The sequence below is a fragment of the Mogibacterium sp. CM50 genome, assembly GCF_000293155.1.
Classification (GTDB): Bacteria; Bacillota; Clostridia; order Peptostreptococcales; family Anaerovoracaceae; genus Mogibacterium; species Mogibacterium timidum.
Map to the genome: position 1 here is coordinate 19,782 of NZ_ALNL01000025.1, position 18,932 is coordinate 38,713.

Consider the following 18,932-nt stretch of genomic DNA (forward strand, 5'->3'; position numbering starts at 1 on the left):
TAAAGCAGGTGACTCTCAGATGAGAGCCGCCTGTTACGTTTTTGTTATATGCCGACAACTGTCACTCAGTGTCGTTGAAGCCCTGCGCTGCCGGAGTACAGAGCAGAGCATAGCCCGGGCTCTAGAACAAACCTAGACCAAAGAATGTGTTGAGCTGCCCTATAAGTATGAAGAATGTGAATATAGGTGCAACCCACTTGATGCAGAATCTGTAGAATTTCTCCGACTTGAATTCTGAACCGATATGAACCTCTTCAGGAAGGACGTTTGGACGCACCCAACCGAAGATGATGGTCGTGATGAACGCGCCGAACGGCATCAGCAGACCTTCAGCCAGCAGGTCGAAGCCATCGAGCCAGATGAACTTTCCGAACATAGGTGGCAAATATTTGCCAAGTCCGTCGCACGCTACAAGGAGTCCCATGCACAGACACACCAGCCCGAATATCCAAGCGAGCTTTTTGCGCTGGTTGCCCTTACCTTTTCTGATACCGTAATCGATAAATGAACCGATGATTGCTTCGAGTACTGACATCGAGGATGTTATAGCAGCTATTACTACCAGTCCGTAGAACAGAACTCCGAATATTGGACCCAGCTTGCCCATACCGTTAAATACGGTCTGCAGAGTCATGTACAGCAGGCCGACTCCGCCCTGTGGGCTCTGTCCGCTTGCAAATACCGCAGGCATGATAGCAAGTCCGGCCATGAGAGCAATGACGGTGTCTGCGACAGGAATTATTAAGCTGCTTCTCTCTATGTTCTGATCCTTCTTCATATAAGAACCGTATGTAACCAGTATACCCATACCTAGTGACAGCGAGAAGAATACCTGGCCGCCGGCTGCAGCGAGAACCGTTATCCAGCCTGTTCCCTTGAATACGGAGAAGTTTGGCTTGAACAGAAAGGCTATACCTTCCGAAGCTCCGGGAAGCGTGACACTTCTGATGATTATTATCAGCAGCATGAAGAACAGTGCCGGCATAGCAATCTTATTGAAGCGCTCGATTCCTTCGGAGAGGCCGCGGGCAACTATTATTATTGTAAGAACAAGGAAGATTGCTGTAAAAACAGATGACTGTAATCTGTCTGAAGAAAGCTGTGCAAAATAGTTAGGGCCGTCCATACCGTTAACACCCCATTTTGCGCCAAAGAGGTCACCGAGATTTGCAATTGTATACTTCAGACAATATCCGCCAAGGTACGAATAGAATCCAAGGATGAAGAAAGGAGCTAGAGCTCCGAACCATCCGACGATTGTGTATTTCTTGCTGATTGCGTGATATGCAAGGATGATTGAACTGTTGGTCTTTCTGCCCAGGGACAGCTCGGTCATGATTAATACGTATCCGGCAAATACGGCCAGTATCAGGTATAGGATCAGGAAGGCAAAGCCTCCATTCATTCCCAGCTTATACGGGAATCCCCACAAATTACCGAGTCCAACGGCAGAACCTATAGCAGCGAGCATGAAACCCAGTGAGCTGCCCCAAGATTCTCTCTTAGCTTTCTTGTTTTGCATTTTTGTTCCTCCGATTAAATTTTGCTTCGTGAATGATGATATTATACAAGAATAGAAAATAGTTTGTCAACATATACAAAAAACTTATTTAAATTATAAATATAAATACAAAATTAGACTTCGCAAAATATAAAAATTCTATTTCTAATAAAATTAATATAAAATTTTAAAAAGTCATAAAAAGACATTGACATGTTCAGGAGGCGGTGGTACTATTGCATCATCACATCAGCGCTTTACTACGGTAAATTAAAGAAGCAAAGTGCAACACGGATGATTTAGAGGAAGCATTAAAGAGGAGAGATTAAGATGAACAGCAAGATGAAGAAAGTGATTGCTATCGGGCTCACAGCGATGACCGTGCTCGGACTCACAGGCTGCGGAGCCGGTTCCAAGTCGGATCTGGAGTATGTAAAGGACAAGGGCGAGCTCATTGTCGGACTCGACGATACTTTTGCCCCTATGGGATTTCGCGACAAGGATAACAAGCTGATTGGCTTTGATATTGACTTGGCTAAGGCGGTTACTAAGGAAATGGGAATCAAGGTCAAGTTCCGGCCTATCGACTGGTCGGCTAAGGAGGGTGAGCTCAAGTCTAAGAATATCGACTGCGTGTGGAATGGTATGTCCGCTACGCCGGACAGGCAGAAGAGTATGTCATTATCCAAGAAGTATCTGCAGAACAGAATCCTCATAATGTCGCTTGACCCCAATGTAAAGGTCAACAGCGCAGATGACCTTAAGAATATGAAGCTTGGAACTCAGGCAGATTCCGCTGCCCTGGAGGCTATCAAGAAGGATGACAAATACAAGGAATTCAAGGATAACGTGTCTGAGTATAAGACTTATGACGAGGCTATTCTCGACATGAAGGCAGGTCGTGTGCAGGCTGTAGCAATTGACGAGGTGTACGCAATATATAATAATAAGAACAAGGATACACTTTGTGAATCGCCATTCAATTTCGGAGCTGACTACTATGCAGTGGGCTTCCGCAAGGGTGACAAGAAGCTAACAGCTGAGGTAAACAAGGCCTTTAAGGCTGTAATCGACAGCGGGGAAGCTCAGAAAATCAGTGAGAAGTGGTTCGGCAAGAACATGGTTGTATTCGAAGGATACGACAAATAAGCAGCTAATATACAATTAATTACGATATGAGCTGAACAGCCAATGCCGCCCGGCATTGGCTATCTATATTAAAGGAGATTATGATGGCTTACATCGGAGAGATTTTACCGTTAATGTTACAGGGCGCAATTATTTCGCTCAAACTTTTCGTGCTGACTCTTGTGCTGTCGCTGCCGCTTGGGCTGCCTATATGCCTGGGCGAACAGAGCAGGATTGCACCTATCAGGTGGCTGTGCAAGACATATGTATTTATATTTAGAGGCACGCCTCTGATGCTGCAGCTGTTTTTTTTCTATTTCTTCTTCCCGATTCAGCTTGGAATCCGCATGGCTGCATTTCCAACTGCCATTCTCACGTTTTCCGTCAACTATGCGGCGTACTTCGCGGAGATATACAGGGGGGGATTTAACAGCATTGACAAGGGACAGTATGAAGCGGCGTATTCGCTTGGCTTCACTCACAGCCGGACCCTGTCTAAAATCGTAATTCCGCAGATGTTCCGCATCGTAATTCCACCTATTTCGAACGAGGTTATCACTCTTATCAAGGACACGGCGCTCGCATCGACAATCGCGCTTGCTGAAATGATGAAGGTTGCTCAGGGGATGGTTAACCGCGATGGAACGCTGGTTCCGTACGTGCTGGCAGCCGGAATCTACCTGGTGTTTACGTTCGTGATGACTATAGCATTAGGTAGGGCAGAGGTTAAGTATTCTCAGTACTAGACTGGGAAAATGCAAATTGAGCTATAGTTAAAGGTATTTCGCGCGATGGCAGCCGGTGATGCCTGTTATGCGGTTTTGCATGCTGTTGTCATTCGCGTTTTTTATGGACATGATAATAAAATTAAAAGTGATTATTGTATGTAAATGCATACACCGAATACTGTAATTGTGGTACAATATAAATAATTTCAAAAATAATTAGTTATTTGTACAGAAAGGGAATGCAAGTATGAAATTAAGCAGAAACTCAGAAGCGATGCAGTTTTCGCCTATTAGAAAGTTCAATCCTATTGCAACAGAAGTCGAGAACTCAGGGGTAAAGATATATCACCTCAACATCGGGCAGCCGGATGTCAAGACGCCTGAATGTTTTGCAGCGGCAGTCAATGCGTATGACGAAGATGTTCTTGCATACCAGCAGTCTCAGGGCGACATCAACTTTCTGGAGGCGGTTTGCGATTACTACCGGAGGGAGTATGGCATAGAATATAAGCCTACTGACATCGTAGTTACGATGGGTGCATCCGAAGCTCTTACGATGACTTTTACCACAATACTGGATCCCGGTGACGAGGTGCTGATAGCTGAGCCGTTCTACAGCAACTACTGCACATTTGTCCTCACTACAGGTGGCGTTGTAAGGCCTATACCTACTACATCGACAGAGGGATACCGTTACGCTAGCAAGGAGAGACTGGAGGCTGTGATTTCTGACAAAACCAAAGCTATTGTCTGTATCAATCCCGGCAACCCGACAGGTCTTGCACTGACACCGGAGGAGATGGAGACAGTTGCAGACTTTGCGATTGAGCACGATCTATGGCTCATTGCGGACGAGGCATACAGAGAGTATGTGTATGATGGTATGAAGCCACACAGCTTCGCTAACATTGATAGAATCAGTGATCGACTGATTGTCATCGATTCCGTATCCAAGAGATTCTCAGCTTGCGGTGCTAGAATAGGCTTTGCGGCATCTAAGAATGAAGACTATATCACCGGTATCATCAAGCTGGCTCAATCCAGACTGTGCGTATCCACAATCGATCAGATCGGTTCGGCAGAACTCTTCAAGCTGCCTCATTCGTACTATGAGGAGATGAACAAGGAGTACTGCGGCAGAAGAGATGCAGCATATGAGGAAATCATGCAGATTCCGGACGTTATCTGCCACAAGCCGGGCGGCGCTTTTTACATGATGATTGACCTCCCGATTGATGACGCCGAAGACTTCCTGATGTTCCTGCTCACAGAGTATCGGGATAACAACGAAACTGTGATGTTCGCACCTGCCGGCGGATTCTACGCTACACCGGGTAAGGGAAAGAGCGAGATTAGAATCGCTTATGTGCTGGAGAAGGAATATATCAAAAGAGCTTGCGAGCTGATTCGCACAGGCCTGGAGGCATATATGGCAAAGAACGTGCAGGAATAAGCGTGTAAATTTGCTGCCCGGAATCCATTTTTAATAAAATCCATCTAAAAGCCGCGTCACACGAAGGACGCGGCTTTTACTCTCTCTCCTTAAAAGTGTGCATTTAATTTGAAACTTGGCGTGAACGTCATAAAATAGAAGCATATAATTAAACACTGGAGGGTAGATATGAACATTGGAATTAAAGGATGCAGGGAACTTGTTGTAACTGAGAAGCTGACTGCCGGGAGCGTGGGGAGTGGAGAGCTTGATGTCTATGCAACTCCCTCTATGATCGCCCTTATGGAGGGGACTGCTTCGGAGTCGGTCAAATCCGGGCTTGAAGCCGGACAGGGCACAGTTGGAACCGGCATCTCCATCCGGCATCTCGCAGCCACACCGGTCGGCATGAAGGTAAGGTGTGAGACTGAGCTTGTGGAAGTAGATGGGCGCAGGCTGATATTTCGCATCGCAGCTTACGATGAGAAGGAGAAAATCGGTGAGGGAACTCACGAGAGGTTTATCATCTACAATGAGAGATTTCAGGATAAGGCGAACTCCAAGCTCGGATAGCAGCCGGAGGGCGAAATAGCAAATCTTAAACCCGGATCAGATTTGTGCAATGGAGCTTGTATCAAGGGGGAACTATGGATAAGCAGATGAATCGCGATTATGTGATTATCAGGACGAGCGTAATCGGCATCATTGCAAATGTGCTGCTTGCCGCTTTTAAGGCCGTCATAGGGACGGCAACGCACTCTATCGCCATTGTTATGGACGCGGTCAACAATCTGAGTGACGCTCTGTCTTATATTATTACGATTGTGGGAACCAAGCTGGCCGGCAAGGCGCCGGACAAAGATCATCCGCTGGGACACGGAAGGTATGAGGATCTCACGGCTATGGTTATAGCTGTGATCGTTCTGTACGCCGGCGTTACTGCGCTGCAGGAGTCGGTCAAGAAGATTCTCAATCCTGAGACACCTTCATACACGAATGTTTCGCTTTTGATCATCGCTGCGGCAGTTCTCGTGAAGCTGCTGCTCGGCAGATATGTAAAGTCGGTCGGGGTAAAGGTCAATTCGGATTCGCTCGTGGCCTCGGGTAGCGATGCGCTTTTTGATTCGATCATATCCATCTCGACTCTTGTCGCTGCAGGACTGTATATCGGATTTGACATCAGCCTGGAGTCCTATCTGGGCGCAATCATTTCAGTTGTAATAATCAAGGCAGGTATCGATATGCTGCGCGAGACTATCAGCAAGATCCTCGGGGAGCGTGCAGACAGCAAGCTGTCTACTGAGATAAAGGCTGCAATAGCGGAGATCGATGGCATAAACGGTGCATACGATTTGCTCCTTCACAACTACGGACCCAACACGATAATCGGAGAGATTCATATCGAGGTACCGGATACTTATACAGCGGCGAAAATTGATGAGCTCACCAGGCAGATACAGGAGAAAGTCTACACCAAATATGGTGTGGCAATTGCTACCGTCGGAGTATATTCGATGAATACCACTGATGACAAAGCCTTGCAGATCAAGAGCGACATTACCAGATTCGTTATGTCGGAAGAATACGTGCTGCAGATGCATGGATTTTACATAAACGAGGAGAAGGCTCTGATGGTATTTGACATAGTTGTGGACTTTATGGCTCCGGATAGATATGCAGTCCGCGATCAGATATTGAAGAAAATTGCGGAGAAATATCCGGAATATCAGGTGCAAATTACGCTTGATCTTGATGTCAGCGATTAGTTCAGATCAGATAGGAAAGAAGGGATTAAAAGTGAAGATTATTGCGATTCTTGTCTTTGTACTTGTTATCGGACTGATAATCAGTGAGAAGGTCCATAGAGCAGCTGCAGCACTTGCGGGTGCTGTTGTGCTGATTTTGACCGGAGTTATGTCCGGTCAAAAGGCGTTGTCATACATTGATTTCAACACAATAGGCGTGCTGGTCGGTATGATGATACTGGTTGCTGTCATCAGACAGTCAGGGCTCTTCGAATACGTCGCTATCAAGGCGGCTAAGGCTGTTCATGGTGATCCCTGGAAGATTATGATTGCTTTTATACTTATAACAGCAGCGCTTTCGGGAATTCTCGATAACGTAACGACGGTACTGCTCGTCGGACCGATGACGATAGCTATCGCCAGGATGCTGGAGATTAATCCGGTACCTTTCCTTATGACTCAGATTCTGGCTTCTAACGTAGGCGGTACTGCGACTCTCATAGGTGACCCGCCTAACATAATGATCGGAAGCGCTGCGAACCTATCGTTTATGGATTTCATTGCAAATACAGGTGCAGCTGTCGTGCTCATACTTGTATTCATGATTATCATGATGAAATTCGTGTACAAGAAGGAGATAGAGGTGTCAGGGCTGGATACGTCCAAGATTATGAGCCTGGATCCTGACAAGTCAATCACCGACAAGCCGCTTCTAATAAAAGGTGTAGTAGTAATTGGTCTCGTAATAGTCGGATTTATACTGCATGACAAGCTTGGTATGGAGTCGTCTGTAATCGCGCTGACTGCTGCAGCAATCATGCTGATTATCGGCAAGCAGAGTGTTGATAATGCCATTCAGGATGTTGAGTGGACCACGATTATATTCTTCATGTCGTTGTTTGTAGTCGTCGGAGGATTGACGGAAACCGGAGTTATCAAACAGATGGCGGCCGTGGTAATCGATAAGACCGCCGGGCATCCGGTGATTATGATGCTCATACTGCTCTGGGCTTCGGCGATTCTGTCATCATTCCTGGATAACATTCCATTTGTAGCTACTTTGATTCCGCTGGTTCTGGCTCTGAAGGCCGGTGGCATGGACGTAGAACCGTTGTGGTGGTCGATTTCACTTGGCGCTTGCCTCGGTGGAAACGGAACTATGATCGGTGCATCTGCCAACGTAGTTTTGTCGGATATAAGTACTAAGCACGGATATCCAATCACATTTAAGAGCTATCTGCGTATCGGCATGCCTTTTATGCTGGGATCGGTAGCGATTTCAATGATATTCCTGCTGGTTAAATACGCAATGTAATAGATTGGAGGGTGCAATATGAGCAATACATTTACGACCGATAAGGTGTCCAGTGATGTGATAAATATGATGATAAAGCAGCTGGGGGCTATTACAGTCAAGAACAAGCCCGCTCACATCAATATCTATGAATTTGAGGTTGGCGAGGATCTTACGCTTAAATATATGCTGGATATCAGAAGGGACCATGCCATGTATCTGCGCCGTGTAACCCCATATCCTATGCTGCTCGGCAAGTTTTACGGTGAGACGGACGTGGTGGAATTCATCAAGCGCGATCTCGCTAAATTCAGAAATGCTCACAAGACTGATAAGCTCCACCAGTTCCTGGAGCTGGTGGATAACTTGACGCAGTTCAATAGGGAGATAGAGCAGCTGTTCCTCAACAGGAAGGTTCCAACGGCCGCATTTGAAGAGTTTTCGGATGAGATGAATCATATCAGGGCAACTATAGAGCAGGTTGCCCGCGAATGCCCAATGCTGTATGATGAGGAGACTCAGCTGAATATCGGACATGACGAGTTGTAGAGAGCTACAGGTGCGATGCTGTAAGGCGTGACTGCAAGATAACTTTGAAAATCAGAAAGTCGAGGGGAATATGCCTGAATTCAAGGTTCATTCAGAATTTGAGATGACAGGAGATCAGCCGCAGGCGGTAGAGAAAATAGCAAAGAGCATAGAGTCTGGAAATAGATTCCAGACTCTTCTTGGCGTTACCGGATCCGGTAAGACGTATACGATGGCCAAGATAATCGAGAAGGTGCAGAAGCCGACGCTTATTATCTCGCATAACAAGACGTTGGCGGCGCAGCTTCATGGCGAGATGAAGGAATTTTTCCCGGATAACGCTGTCGAGTACTTCGTGTCGTACTACGACTTCTACCAGCCTGAGGCCTATGTCGCTTCAACCGACACATACATAGAGAAAGATGCTGATATCAACGATGAGATCGATAAGCTCAGACATTCAGCCACTGCGGCAGTGCTTGAGCGCAAGGATGTAATCATTGTTGCCAGTGTGTCATGCATCTATGGTTTGGGTAGTCCTAATTCATATAGGAATCAACTGTTGTCGCTGAGACCGGGTATGGAGATGGACAGAGCCGAGATGATGCGCAAGCTCATAGACATGCAGTATGAGCGAAATGACATAGACTTTCATCGAGGTACTTTCCGAGTTCGCGGGGACATCATTGACATCTATCCTGCGGGCGGAGAAGAGGCTGTACGCGTTGAAATGTTTGGTGATGAGATAGAAGAGATCAAGGAGATGAATGCTCTCACAGGTGAAATCACCGGGGTAAGGAGCCATATTTCCATCTTCCCTGCTTCTCACTATGTGACCAGCAAGGAGGATATGGAGCTGGCTGTCGGGACTATCAGAGAGGAGCTCGACGAGCGTGTCAAATGGTTCAAGGATAACGGTAAGCTGCTCGAGGCAGAACGAATCGAGCAGAGGACTAACTACGACATGGAGATGATGATGGAGGTTGGAACCTGCAAGGGTGTCGAGAACTACTCAAGGCACCTGAACTTCCTCAAGCCGGGCGAACGCCCTTACGTGCTGCTCGACTATTTTCCGGACGACTTTCTAACCATCATAGACGAGTCGCACGCGATGCTGCCACAACTCAGGGCTATGTACAATGGCGATAGAGCCAGGAAGAGTTCGCTGGTCGAATTCGGTTTCAGGCTCCCGTCGGCGTTGGACAACCGGCCTCTCAAATTCGAGGAGTTTGAGCAGGTCACTAATGATTTGCTGTTTGTAAGCGCTACCCCCGGCAAATACGAGCTGGAGAACTCGCACGGCGTCACTGCTGAGCAGGTCATCAGACCAACAGGACTGCTGGATCCGGTTATAGAGGTTAGACCTATTGGTGGACAGATTGACGATATCATCGGTGAGATATACAAGACTGTGGACAAGGGCGAGAGAGTGCTGATCACGACTCTGACTAAGCGTATGGCAGAGGATTTGACGGGATTTCTTAGAAACGAGGGAATCAAGGTCAGATATCTGCACTCCGAGATTGACAACTTCGAGAGATTGGAGATTATCAGGGATCTCAGACTCGGCAAATTCGATGTGCTCGTCGGTATCAATTTGTTGCGAGAGGGGTTGGATCTTCCGGAGGTATCGATGGTTGCTATTCTCGATGCTGACAAGGAGGGCTTTCTGCGCACGGAAACTTCGCTGGTGCAAACTGTGGGGCGAGCTGCCAGAAATGAGCACGGCCGCGTCATAATGTACGCGGATCACATCAGCAAGGCGATGAAATACACCATCGACGAGACTGTCAGAAGGCGTAAGCTGCAGGAGGCCTACAATAGTAAGCACGGCATCACGCCGAAGACTATCATCAAGCCCGTCAGAGATGTTATAGAGGCAACCAAGGCGTATACGGGAGACACCGATCTCAAGAACCCTAAGGAGATGACTACCAAGGAGCTGCAGCGCACTATCAAGAATCTCGAAAAGGAGATGAAGCAGGCAGCCAAGGATCTCCGGTTCGAGCGCGCAGCCGAGCTCAGGGATCTGCTGTTCGAGCTGTGCAGCAGCAAACGCGTCTAAAACGTATGACATACGCGTTCACAGGTGGCTGGCTGTATAGAGTTGGTGACACATTATGCTGCCTAAAACGTATGATACACGCGTTCACGGATATCGGTGGACGTTATGAAAGGAATAACTGTGGAGAAAAATATCGTAATAAAGGGAGCGAGGGAGAATAATCTCAAGAGCGTCGATCTCACAATTCCGCGCGATAGGATGATTGTATTTACAGGGCTTTCAGGCTCAGGTAAATCCTCGCTTGCCTTCGACACCATATATGCGGAGGGACAAAAGAAATACGTCGAATCACTGTCATCGTACGCGAGGCAGTTCCTCGGACTCATGAAAAAGCCGGATGTGCAGCTGATAGAAGGGCTATCGCCTGCCATCTCTATTGACCAAAAGACTACCAACAAGAATCCCAGATCGACTGTAGGAACGGTCACGGAGATCTATGACTATCTGAGACTGCTGTACGCCCGAGTAGGTATTCCCCACTGTCCGGTATGCGGCAGAGTGATATCCAGCCAGTCGATCGATACGATTGTGGATCATATCATGGCGCATGAAGAGGGCACGCGCATGACTGTTCTTGCACCTGTCATCAAGGGTCGCAAGGGCGAGCACAAGAACGTAATCTCGCGTATCAAGCGAGACGGGTACATCAGGGTCAGGCTGGACGGCGAGATGAGGAGGTTGGACGAGCAGGAGGAGTTCAAGCTCAACAAGAACGTCAAGCATTCGATCGATATAGTCATCGACAGAGTTGTGCTCAGAGCTGAGAATCGCAGCCGTATCGCTGAAGCGGTTGAGCTTGCAGTCATGGAAGGCGAGGGCGTTACAGACGTACTCTTTCGGCAGAAGAACGATGACGGTACAGCCGGGGAATACGAGGAGACTTTTAGCACGCTGCTGGCTTGTCCGGAACACGGAGTGGGTATTGAGGAGATGGAACCCAGGATGTTCTCGTTCAATGCACCTTATGGATCCTGCGAGACATGCACTGGCCTCGGCTTTACTCTCAAAATAGATGACGAGAATGTCGTAACCGATCCGGACAAGAGCATACTTGAAGGCGCTATGGGACAGGTGTTCTCGACGATGGACGCTATGGGCTTCTACAGGCAGATGCTCAATCAGCTGGCGAAGGATCACAATACGGATTTGTCCGTTGCATATAGGAATCTGCCAATTGAGTTCAAAAACGATTTGCTGCACGGAACCGGGGAGCGCAAGCTCAAATACACATACACCAGCAAGTCCGGCCGTGTCTCGCATATGAACCACACCTTTGAAGGCGTAATTCCCAGCCTTGAGCGCAGATACGGTGAGACAAATTCCGACTATATCAAGGAGAAAATCGCCGGTATGATGACTGAGGCTGTTTGTCCGACCTGCCACGGCCGGAAGCTCAAGGATACAGTCTTGGCTGTAACTGTCGGCGGCAAGAACATCATCGAGCTGACTGACCTGTCAGTTGAGTCTGCTATCGAATTTTTTGACAACCTGGAGCTGACTCCCAGGGAGCAGCAGATTTCCAAGCTTATCACCAAAGAGATAAGGGAGAGGCTGCATTTTCTCAAACAGGTGGGGCTCGGATATCTGACACTGTCGCGTGCCGCAGGCACGCTGTCCGGTGGTGAATCTCAGCGCATCCGCTTGGCTACTCAGATAGGATCGGGTCTCATCGGCGTATTGTATATTCTGGACGAGCCTTCTATTGGGCTTCACCAGCGAGACAACGACAAGCTGCTGGGTGCACTCAGAAACCTGACTGATATGGGCAACACGCTGGTCATCGTAGAACACGATGAGGATACTATGTATGCTGCCGACCATATCGTCGATATAGGACCCGGAGCAGGCATTAACGGCGGCGAGCTGGTGGTTCAGGGAACTGTCGACGATATCAAGGCGTGCAAGCGCTCTATAACCGGACAGTTTCTGTCCGGTACGCGCAAGATTGAAGTTCCTGAGACGAGGCGAGCCGGTAACGGAGAAAACCTTGAAATCATCGGTGCTAAGCAGAACAACCTCAAGAACATCGATGTCAAAATTCCGGTCGGAAAGCTAGTGTGCGTTACCGGCGTGTCCGGCTCCGGCAAATCCTCTCTTGTAAATGAAATCCTTTACAAGGGAGTTGCGAGTGTTACGAATAAAGTTCAGGTTAAGCCCGGTGCGCACAAGGAAATTCGCGGTATCGGGCACTTCGATAAGGTCATCGACATCGATCAGTCCCCAATCGGACGTACACCTCGCTCCAATCCGGCGACGTATACGGGCATGTTCGATTCTGTTAGGGATCTGTTTGCACAGATGCCGGAGGCTAAGATGCGCGGATATCAGAAGGGTCGGTTTAGCTTCAATGTGAAGGGCGGCCGTTGTGAAGCCTGCCGCGGTGATGGAATTACCAAGGTGGAGATGCACTTCCTGCCGGATGTGTACGTGCCGTGTGAGGTCTGCGGCGGTGCCAGATACAACCACGAGACACTTGAGGTTAAATACAAGGGAAAGAATATCTCGGAAGTACTAGACATGAGCGTAACGGAGGCTTTGCCGTTCTTCGAAAACCACAGATCTATAGAGAAGTACCTTAAGACGCTCGATGATGTCGGGCTCGGATACATCAAACTGGGGCAGACTTCGACTCAGCTGTCAGGCGGAGAGGCACAGAGAATCAAGCTGGCAACTGAATTGTCCAAAAAGAGCACTGGCAAAACCCTGTATATTCTGGATGAACCGACTACAGGTCTGCACTTTGCCGACGTGGAGAAGCTGATGTATGTGCTCAACAGATTGGTTGATGAGGGAAATACTGTAGTCGTGATTGAACACAACCTGGATGTGATCAAATGTGCTGACCATATTATCGATCTCGGACCGGAGGGTGGTAGCGGTGGAGGAACCGTCGTAGCTACCGGAACGCCGGAGGAGGTTGCAAGCTGTGATGATTCATTTACAGGCCTGTACCTCAAAAAGATGCTGAAATAGCAATATAGTAATCGCCGCAGCTATTGAAAGCCCCATAGCTGCGGCGGCTTTTGTTTGTGAGTTCTGTTACATCGGAAATTGACCGTATTTTAATTCACAATAATCGTTGCAGACATAAATATCAATCATAAAAACTGATGATAATAATTGATTTGTTTAATTTCACAACTAAATAAAAAATAAATTATTAACAAGAACAAAAGTATTGCTTGTCGACAGTCTTTGCTTTAAAATTAATACATATTCTTTGTTTTATATACAGGAGGTATATATGCTTAACACGATTGCAAGTATCAATGACTCGGTCAATGCTTTCATTTGGGGCGTCCCATCGATGATATGCATTATGGGAGTCGGAATTTGGCTGACATGTAGATCAGGCTTCCTACAGTTTAGAAAGTTCGGATACACACTGAAGCACACCTTCGGTGCGATGTTCAACAAAAAGGAAGCAGGAGATGGGGCGTTAACATCATTCCAGTCGGTTTGTACCGCGCTTGCGGGCACCGTAGGTACTGGTAATATCGCCGGTGTCGCCGGAGCCATCGCGTTGGGCGGTCCCGGAGCAGTATTTTGGATGTGGATATCGGCGCTGCTGGGTATGTGCACCAAGTTTGCTGAGGTTACTCTCGCAGTGCACTTCAGAGAACGTAACGACCACGGTGACTGGGTCGGCGGACCTATGTACTATATCAAGAATGGTCTGGGTAAGAGATGGGGATGGTTGGCTGCGCTCTACTCCATATTTGGAATTCTCACCGTATTCGGAACAGGAAATGCGACACAGGTTAACACTATTACGACAGCCATCGATTCGGCACTGGTATCGACAGGAGCAGTTTCAGAAAAGGTTCCAGGTGGTGTAAATCTATTCATCGGAATTCTCATAACTATCATGGTTCTCATCATCCTTATCGGCGGTATCAAGAGAATAGGAAGTGTAACAGAGAAGCTCGTGCCGTTCATGGCGCTTTACTACATAATCTTTGGACTTCTCGTTGTGATATTCAACTACAAGAACCTGCCGGGAGTAATCGAATCGATCTTTGGCGGTGCATTCTCGCCCAGAGCTATAACCGGCGGTGTTGTCGGATCGATGTTTATGGCCATGCGAAGAGGTGTATCGAGAGGTATATTCTCCAATGAGGCCGGACTCGGTACCGGATCAATCGCTCACTCAGCCGCTGACGTTGAGCACCCGGTACAGCAGGGCCTGTGGGGCATCTTCGAGGTATTTGCAGACACAATTGTAATCTGCACTATCACAGCTCTGGTAATTCTCTGTAGCGGAATCAAGGTTAACTACGGAGAAACGGCAGGTGCCGAGCTGACTATCTCAGGTTTCACGGCTACATTTGGCAGTTGGGTGTCCGTAATGCTGGCAGTAGCTCTTTGCTGCTTTGCCTTCTCCACCATTCTCGGCTGGGGCCTTTACGGATCGCGCTGCATAGAGTACTTGCTCGGCAAGGGCGCAATCAAGCCGTTTATCATCGTATACTCGCTGGTTGCTATCATCGGAGCCACAATGGATCTGGGCTTGATCTGGAGCATTGCCGATACATTTAACGGTCTGATGGTAATCCCTAACCTGATTGCGGTATTCCTGCTATCAGGCACGGTAATAAAGCTGACCAAGGATTACTTCGGAAGATACAAGTCTGAAAAATAGAACTTAATTTCGGCAAAATAAATATCATAAAGGGACTCTCGTTCGTATGGGCGAGGGTCTCTATTTATATCGGTAGTGTTATCGGTAGTGTTACGGAAGATTTCCAGAGGGTAAATAAGTCATGTGTATAAGTGGATATGCTCTCTCAATATCCGTATTTCTAGTGCATTTAGTGTATAATATTGAATTACAATTGATAGTTGCAACTGTGAGTTGACAAATTTCCAAGTATAGTTGGTGGTGAAGAGGACGGTGCTACCATAATATGAAACCGTAGAACGCAGCTGCTCTATCAAATGAAAATAATATCAATGAGCGAGAAACTCGAAAGAAATATGATAATGAGGAACTTCATATATCAATTATGATAAGAAGCTTAACAGGGGGGCATGATGATAATCGCAGAGAAAATAATGAGTCTGCGTAAGCAGTATGGGTGGAGTCAAGAGGAATTGGCAGACCTTATCGGTGTATCGAGACAGTCTGTATCGAAATGGGAATCGGCAGCATCGATACCCGATATACAGAAGATAATCAAGATGAGCGAAGTTTTTGGGGTGTCGATAGACTATCTGTTAAAGGATGAAATTGATTTACCGGAAACATCTCAGGTCGAGAAGACTTCTGATATAGGAGCTGACAGTGAGAGCTCCGTCAAAAGCGTATCGCTCGAAGAAGCTAATGATTATCTTGATGCGACACATAAGCAAGCATTAAGAACAGCCAGGGCAGTTGCTTTATTTATAATATCACCTGGTTTATATATAGCTGTGGGAGAAATGAACGGTGATCATGGAGAATCGTTTATTTATTCTCCTCTGTTGATGATAGCCTTCGCTGCTATGTTGATTTTGATAGGAATAGGGGTGGCGATGTTAATAAAATCCCATTTCTCAATGTCTAAATATGAGTATCTGTCAAAGGAAGAGATTAAACTCGGATATGGAGTAGAGGCGGCAGTAAAGCGCAGATATGCTCCTGTCCAAGAGGTAATGGGACACAGCATTGCTGTTGGTGTCTTCTTATGTATAGTCGGATTACTTCCTGTTTTCGTATTTAATATGGGCGGACAATTCAGAACGGAGATAGCAGTTATGGCAATACCTCTTACTTTAATGATGGTAGCAATTGCTGTACATACATTTGTAAGAGTCGGAATTATCAACGGGGGCTATAAGAAGCTGCTTCAAGAAGGTGATTACACACCGGAGAATAAACGTGCAGAAGAGAGGATGGCACCATTTGCAGGTGCGTATTGGACAGCAGTAACAGCTATATATATGATACAGAGTTTTTTGCTCGGCAACTGGGGTAGAAGCTGGGTTGTCTGGCCGATTGCCGGAGTGTTGTTTGGCTTTATCTATACGGTATATGAAGCGTATATAAAAAAGAAAGATTCGGATAAGAAAGGATATTGACCGCAAATTAGAACTCCCTCTGAAGAATAAACTTCAAAGGGAGTTTTTATTTACATGTATTAATTTATAGCTGTGAATCAGATCAAGCTGCCGCCGTCCCCTTGACCTTCTTGGATGCGTAGAACACGAGTCCGATTACGAAGCCGATTACTGCAGGCACTACCCAGTCCATTCCGATATCGGAGAATGGCAGGAAATCGCCGACTGCTTTTACAAATCCGTCCAGATGAAGTGCGGAAACTGTTCCTGCAGGAAGGCTCTTAACGCCATCGAATATCGCAGGTAGCATTGTGAAGCCGATTGTCCACCTGTATACGACCGTGTGGTAATTGTACAGTCCGCCGATGATGCTTATCAGGATGATAACGATCGTCAGCGGATACAGGAACATCAGCATCGGTACGGAGTAAGCGATGATCTTGACCAGTCCGAAGTTGGCAAATGTGAACGAGATGATCGTGAAGATTATTGCCCATGTCTTATACGACAGCCGGTTAGGAAACATCTCTCCAAATGTCTCTGCACAAGCAGTTACAAGTCCGATTGCCGTCTTGAGGCAAGCCAGCGTGATCATAACTGCGAGGAAGAACGCACCTATATTTCCGAAGTAGTGACCGGCTATTTTGTTGAGCAACGTTCCGCCATCCGGCTGGATGCCGAATATTCCTCTCGACTGAGCACCGGCGACTACCAGCGCCAGATAAATGAGAGCCATCAGCACGGCGCATCCGATGCTGGCTACTGCGGAAGCCTTAGCGATATTTTTAGGTTCCTTAACTCCGAGGTTTCTAACCGCATTGACTATGATGATTCCAAATGCAAGAGATGCGAGAGCATCCATTGTGTTGTACCCTTCGAGGAAGCCTCTGAAGAACGGGTGTGACACATACTCTCCGGTGGGAGCAGCTACGTTAACAGAACCCATCGGCTTCACAAAGCACATGACGATAAGCACTGCCAGGAATACCAGGAATAGCGGATTGATGATCTTACCGACGTGGGTGAGTATATCTGAAGGCTTGAGCGAGAACCACAGTACTGCTGCAAAGAAGCACAGGGAGAATATTCCGAGTACTAGCGGCGAATCCTTGTGGAGTGCCGGTACAAGCCCGACAGAATACGGAACGGTTGCGGTCCTTGGAAGAGCAAAGAACGGTCCTATTGTCAGATATAGAAGACAGGTGAAGAGCAAGCTGTATGGTCTGGATACCTTGCAGCCCAGATCGTAGAGACCTTCACTACGCGACAAGGAAATCGCAATAATGCCAAGCAGCGGTAGGCCGACGCCGGTAATTACGAAACCAAGCGTAGCGCTAGCTGTGTGGTCGCCTGCCATCTGTCCCATGAGTGCCGGGAATATCAGATTTCCTGCTCCGAAGAATAGTCCGAAGAGGAGGGAGGCTAGAGCAATGTAATCCTTCATAGTGAATTTTCTGTCCATTGGTATGTCCCCTTTTTAAAAATATTTTTTAGTTTAAAACAATAAAGATTGTAACATAGTTTATTAAATTTCACAATATAGTTTGCGATTTTTTAAAATTATATCAAAAATTAATGCGCTTATATTGCTAAATAAGCCGAGAAAGTTATTTCACCTATCCTGCAGATTTCGGAGAAGCAGATAGCTGTCCCTGTATTTATTGAAACCGCATCCAATCAGTGAACAGCTAATGACAATAAAAGTTATCCGAAGTTATTGCATTTTTATAGATGGGAGAGTATGCTAACATAAATGGTTAGAGTACACTAACTAACATCAAATGCATCTCTTTAATAAATATAAACGGTGTGCATATTAAATGTATTGCAGAGCTGTGCGGATTGAATTTCATAATACCTTAATCAATCTGTCGATGTTCGGCGTTTGCCGGGGTATTTCCGGGTTCTTTTATTTAATCTTGAATTGTCAAGTCAAGTGCAACGAGGTTGAATAATAAACCTCATAAGGAGTTAGGTAGCCTAAGCATTTTCGAGGTCGTCTGTTTAATTCATCCACTTTGCTTTGTATATATTCATCGCTGTACTTTGAAAGATCGGTTCCCTTCGGGAAGTATTCGCGAATTAAACCGTTAGTATTTTCATTTGTTCCACGTTGCCATGGCTGATGCGGCTGTGGAAAGTAAAACTGTACATTGTTTAATGCTGCCGAAGTTTCTGCATGCTTGGCAAATTCCTTTCCGCGATCTGGAGTAATGGAGAATAATGGCTGTTCTTTAAGACATTTAATCATAATCTCACTCACAAGAGTGGAAGTTTTCTTTTCTGCCTTCATGCATAGAAGAAATCGACTTTTTCGGTCTGCGAGTGTAACTAGACAAGGACCATTCTTCTTTCCGGCAACAGTATCACCTTCCCAATCCCCAATACGTGAACGACTCTCTGCCTCGGCAGGTCGCTCTGAGAGATTGTTGCTAATAACTATTTTGCCACGTTTTTCAGTGTGTTCTTTAG

14 protein-coding genes are annotated in these 18,932 nt (G+C 46.8%); 11 read left to right on the forward strand and 3 right to left on the reverse strand.

Annotation, left to right across the window (positions count from 1 at the left end; genetic code table 11):
- Positions 1 to 121: 121 nt before the first annotated feature.
- Entirely contained in the window at positions 122 to 1,522 is a 1,401-nt protein-coding gene (locus HMPREF1152_RS04100; protein ID WP_009643900.1) for a sodium-dependent transporter, read from the reverse strand.
- Positions 1,523 to 1,831: 309 nt separating this feature from the next.
- Here HMPREF1152_RS04100 and HMPREF1152_RS04105 point away from each other — a divergent pair, with 309 nt between their 5' ends.
- From HMPREF1152_RS04105 to HMPREF1152_RS04155, 11 genes are all read left to right on the forward strand, one after another.
- On the forward strand, positions 1,832 to 2,650 hold the full coding sequence (locus HMPREF1152_RS04105; protein WP_009643907.1) for an amino acid ABC transporter substrate-binding protein: 819 nt from the start codon (positions 1,832 to 1,834) through the stop codon (positions 2,648 to 2,650).
- 83 nt (positions 2,651 to 2,733) lie between these two features.
- Positions 2,734 to 3,375 (forward strand): amino acid ABC transporter permease, encoded by a 642-nt coding sequence (locus HMPREF1152_RS04110; RefSeq protein ID WP_009643881.1) that lies wholly within the window; start codon positions 2,734 to 2,736, stop codon positions 3,373 to 3,375.
- A 229-nt stretch (positions 3,376 to 3,604) separates the two neighbouring features.
- A complete protein-coding gene (locus tag HMPREF1152_RS04115) occupies positions 3,605 to 4,810 on the forward strand; it encodes a pyridoxal phosphate-dependent aminotransferase (protein ID WP_009643895.1) in 1,206 nt (401 codons plus the stop codon).
- A gap of 168 nt (positions 4,811 to 4,978) precedes the next feature.
- Positions 4,979 to 5,362 (forward strand): thioesterase family protein, encoded by a 384-nt coding sequence (locus HMPREF1152_RS04120; RefSeq protein ID WP_009643883.1) that lies wholly within the window; start codon positions 4,979 to 4,981, stop codon positions 5,360 to 5,362.
- A 74-nt stretch (positions 5,363 to 5,436) separates the two neighbouring features.
- Complete coding sequence (locus HMPREF1152_RS04125; RefSeq protein WP_009643885.1) at positions 5,437 to 6,555, forward strand: cation diffusion facilitator family transporter; 1,119 nt, start codon at positions 5,437 to 5,439, stop codon at positions 6,553 to 6,555.
- Entirely contained in the window at positions 6,542 to 7,849 is a 1,308-nt protein-coding gene (locus HMPREF1152_RS04130; RefSeq protein WP_050992633.1) for an SLC13 family permease, read from the forward strand. The genes HMPREF1152_RS04125 and HMPREF1152_RS04130 overlap by 14 nt, the downstream gene beginning before the upstream one ends.
- An 18-nt stretch (positions 7,850 to 7,867) precedes the next feature.
- On the forward strand, positions 7,868 to 8,377 hold the full coding sequence (locus HMPREF1152_RS04135; RefSeq protein ID WP_009643886.1) for a hypothetical protein: 510 nt from the start codon (positions 7,868 to 7,870) through the stop codon (positions 8,375 to 8,377).
- A 70-nt stretch (positions 8,378 to 8,447) separates the two neighbouring features.
- Positions 8,448 to 10,421 (forward strand): excinuclease ABC subunit UvrB, encoded by a 1,974-nt coding sequence (uvrB, locus tag HMPREF1152_RS04140; protein ID WP_009643888.1) that lies wholly within the window; start codon positions 8,448 to 8,450, stop codon positions 10,419 to 10,421.
- 105 nt (positions 10,422 to 10,526) lie between these two features.
- On the forward strand, positions 10,527 to 13,394 hold the full coding sequence (gene uvrA / locus HMPREF1152_RS04145; protein WP_009643912.1) for an excinuclease ABC subunit UvrA: 2,868 nt from the start codon (positions 10,527 to 10,529) through the stop codon (positions 13,392 to 13,394).
- 271 nt (positions 13,395 to 13,665) lie between these two features.
- A complete protein-coding gene (locus tag HMPREF1152_RS04150) occupies positions 13,666 to 15,063 on the forward strand; it encodes an alanine/glycine:cation symporter family protein (RefSeq protein ID WP_009643909.1) in 1,398 nt (465 codons plus the stop codon).
- A 413-nt stretch (positions 15,064 to 15,476) separates the two neighbouring features.
- Positions 15,477 to 16,481 (forward strand): helix-turn-helix domain-containing protein, encoded by a 1,005-nt coding sequence (locus tag HMPREF1152_RS04155; protein ID WP_198004078.1) that lies wholly within the window; start codon positions 15,477 to 15,479, stop codon positions 16,479 to 16,481.
- A gap of 82 nt (positions 16,482 to 16,563) precedes the next feature.
- Here the strand turns inward: HMPREF1152_RS04155 and brnQ are convergent, their stop codons facing one another.
- Positions 16,564 to 17,922, reverse strand: coding sequence for a branched-chain amino acid transport system II carrier protein (gene brnQ / locus HMPREF1152_RS04160; protein ID WP_009643896.1), 1,359 nt, complete (start codon positions 17,920 to 17,922; stop codon positions 16,564 to 16,566).
- A gap of 465 nt (positions 17,923 to 18,387) precedes the next feature.
- The coding region (locus tag HMPREF1152_RS04165) for an IS30 family transposase (protein ID WP_009643175.1) at positions 18,388 to 18,932 on the reverse strand (545 nt) is incomplete at its 5' end.